Source organism: Candidatus Chloroploca mongolica (assembly GCF_004762035.2).
GTDB lineage: Bacteria > Chloroflexota > Chloroflexia > Chloroflexales > Chloroflexaceae > Chloroploca > Chloroploca mongolica.
The window spans coordinates 1-2,764 of the sequence record NZ_SIJK02000143.1 but is presented as its reverse complement, the minus strand read 5'-3'; the positions used below and the strand labels follow the sequence as shown (position 1 = coordinate 2,764).

Sequence of the window (2,764 nt, the reverse complement as noted above, 5' to 3'; positions counted from 1 at the left end):
GCTGCGATCTATCAGCCAGCAGCCGCGCCAGGCTGCCCAGCAGCGGGACGAGTTGGGTAATTTGTTCGGTCGAAAGTGAGGAGGACATGGCTTATACCTGTTGTGAGTGGCAAGTAACGAGTGACGGGCAGAACACACTCCATACCAACACGCTCTAGCACCATTTATTAGGCGGGCTGTTCAAAGGAGCGTTTCTTCCCTTTGGTCCAGAATGCCGAAGTCCAGTCTAGCCACACTCGCCATCAGGCATGTACGCACGGGTGCAGGTGGGAGCGTGTCCGGTGAGGCAGAGGTCAGCATCGGCTGCGGCTTGCTGCTTGTCACTTCGGCGACTGCCAGCAGCACTACCGCCTCGGGCAAGCCGCGCAGCAGCAGTCCCTCAACGACCCTCTGCCGCAAGCCAGGGGCCGAGGGAGCGCACTATGAACGCATCGTCGCACGGCAGTTCATGCGCAAGGTGGAGTTGGCCCACCGCGCTCGCGCCGGCCACAAGATAGGGGCCGGCCAGGGCGTGGCCTAGCGCCCATAGCGGGTGGGTGTCGCCGGAGGCGCCCAGACCGCGATCACCAAATACAAAGCCGTTCCGCATCAGGCTGGCTCCTACGCTATCCGGATGAGATCGGGGTCGAAGGGCACTGCGCCAGGGAATCGGCGGGATCCCCGCCGGGCTGCAACGAGTTAGTAATGCTCTGCGAAAGGTACTGGAAGAGCGCGAAGCAGGCGGCCGGGCTATTCCCCATCCAAAAGGCGTTGCCCGTGCTCATCGCCTTGAGCGTGCTGTCGTCCACATTGGGGCCGCAGCCGACGGCGACAATTGTGCTCGGTTTGATCTGCCCCCTGGGCCGGTTAATCAGCGCTGCGTGGGCGGGCTGCCACAGGCTATCCGTCAGGTTGCCTTGCTCATCGGTTGGCCCCCCGTCAGTCAGAATGAAGACAACCGGACGCCAGTCGCCCTTCTGCCCTCCTTTCACCGCTTTGGTCACATCGCGGTCAATTGATTCGGACAACTTCTGCAAGGCCAGGTCAAGACGGGCGACGCCTCGCCTGCCGCTCTGCTGCCAACCCAACCTGGGCAATGGAGCATGGGTAGCCTGAAGGGTTGGAAGAACCTGCTGCATGTCTTCGACCTTGATCAGCCCGTTGGTTAGCCACTCCGCGCTGTTGCTAAAGGTCATGATCCCCAGGCGAACGTGATCACGAGCAAAAGGGTCGGCCAGCAACGCATGCTGAAGCTCTTCCAGACCCTGCATCAGCGCCCACGCTAGACTGGCGGAGACATCCAGCAGCAGGTAGACGGGCAGATGCCGCAGCGACGCTTCTGCAAAAGTGAAACTGTAAGAAGGGACGCTTGATGTAGATTCCGCAGTAGGCGACTGGATCGTACTCGCCATGGGAAGGGGTGCCGCTGCCTCTTCCCACTGCGCCATCACCGGCACCTCGACGGTCACGCCCACCGTCACAAGCTTCAGCGAGGTCCAGAGCAGGCCGCTCGCCAGGGGGCGCACCTCGACGCGCAGATGCGTCGCCCCAACCCCGAACTGTGCCGGCGTCACCCGCACCTGATCGCTCTCGACCACGACCTGGCCGGGGCCACCTCGCACCTCCAGATCCAGCATAGCCCCCTGGCCGGCGGGGAGCATGCCAAAGTCCAGGGTGGTCACGCTAGCCTCAAGGCGAGATGGGGTAGGTGCCGAGACGGTGCCTGGGGCTGACCCTGGCGTGTCGCCCGTTACCGTGGCGACCGCCAGAAACACCGACGCCTCGGGCAAGCCGCGTAGCAGCAAGCCCTCGACCACAGTCTGGCGCAAGGCTGGGCTCGGAGTCTCACGCGCACGGGTGAGCAGGCGCGCCCACCGCCTGAGCTCGGCGAGGGCGGCCGGATCTGGGTCAAGGTCGGCGGCGTCGAGCAGCAGTTCGATCTGCTCGTCGGCAATCATGCCATAGCTAGCGATCAGTCGCGCCAGGCTGCCCAGCAGCGGGACGAGTTGATTGAGATGGTCTGAGGAGAGTGAAAAGAACATTATAGTGCTTCGTTACTGGCTATGTGTTTCGCGCAAGCCGGAAACCAACGTTTCGATGGATATCGTAGTAGTTGGGTGATAGGAAGAGGCGATCAGCCGTGCGAAAGTTAAAAGAGTTACGATCAAACCATGATCCTCCACGCAGGACAAAGGTAGTCTCCGCCGGTCTGCGTAGATCATCCCGTCCGTCGCCCGAATTGTAAGGATATTCTTTGTAGGCACTCGAAGTCCATTCCCAAGCATTACCCGCCATATCTAGCGCCCCATAGGGGCTCGCCCCGCCGGGATACTGACCCACCATCGTAGTTTGACCGATGCCGGACTCGGCACCGTTGGTCAATTGCACATCCCAGGTGTCACCCCAAGGGAAGATCTGCCCGTCATTGCCACGCGCAGCCTTCTCCCACTCTGCTTCTGTTGGTAGGCGGAATTCCTGCCCAGTCTGCGCACTCAACCAGCGGCAGTATGCCATCGTCTCATACCAACTCACACAAACCACTGGTAGATTGTCGCCATTCCATTGCCTGTCATCCCAACATCCTGGCCGGTCGCGCTCAAGGCTATTGAGCCACTGCCAGCCCGCGTCATCCCAATATGCCCGGTTGGTGTAGCCGTCGCCCTCAACGAAGGGCCGGAACTGGACATTGGTCACTTCAGTCTTGCCGATCCAGTAGGTAGGTAATTCCAGCATGTGTTGTGGTTGCTCATCCTCCTCGGCCAGAGGATCAGCCTTGCTGCTGCCC

At 61.3% G+C, this 2,764-nt stretch carries 3 protein-coding genes; 1 reads left to right on the top strand and 2 read right to left on the bottom strand.

All coding sequences use genetic code 11. The features are described from left to right. The first annotated feature begins 274 nt into the window (after nucleotides 1-274). Complete coding sequence (locus tag EYB53_RS25160; RefSeq protein ID WP_135482362.1) at nucleotides 275-520, top strand: hypothetical protein; 246 nt, start codon at nucleotides 275-277, stop codon at nucleotides 518-520. A gap of 85 nt (nucleotides 521-605) precedes the next feature. Here EYB53_RS25160 and EYB53_RS25155 read toward each other — a convergent pair whose 3' ends face one another. Together EYB53_RS25155 and EYB53_RS25150 are read right to left on the bottom strand one after the other, a co-directional pair. After that, the gene (locus tag EYB53_RS25155; RefSeq protein WP_205712775.1) at nucleotides 606-2,021 is read right to left on the bottom strand and encodes a vWA domain-containing protein; all 1,416 of its coding nucleotides are present in this window, start codon (nucleotides 2,019-2,021) and stop codon (nucleotides 606-608) included. A gap of 19 nt (nucleotides 2,022-2,040) precedes the next feature. Next, nucleotides 2,041-2,764 (bottom strand): formylglycine-generating enzyme family protein (locus EYB53_RS25150; protein WP_167857622.1); only part of this gene is annotated, 724 nt, incomplete at its 5' end.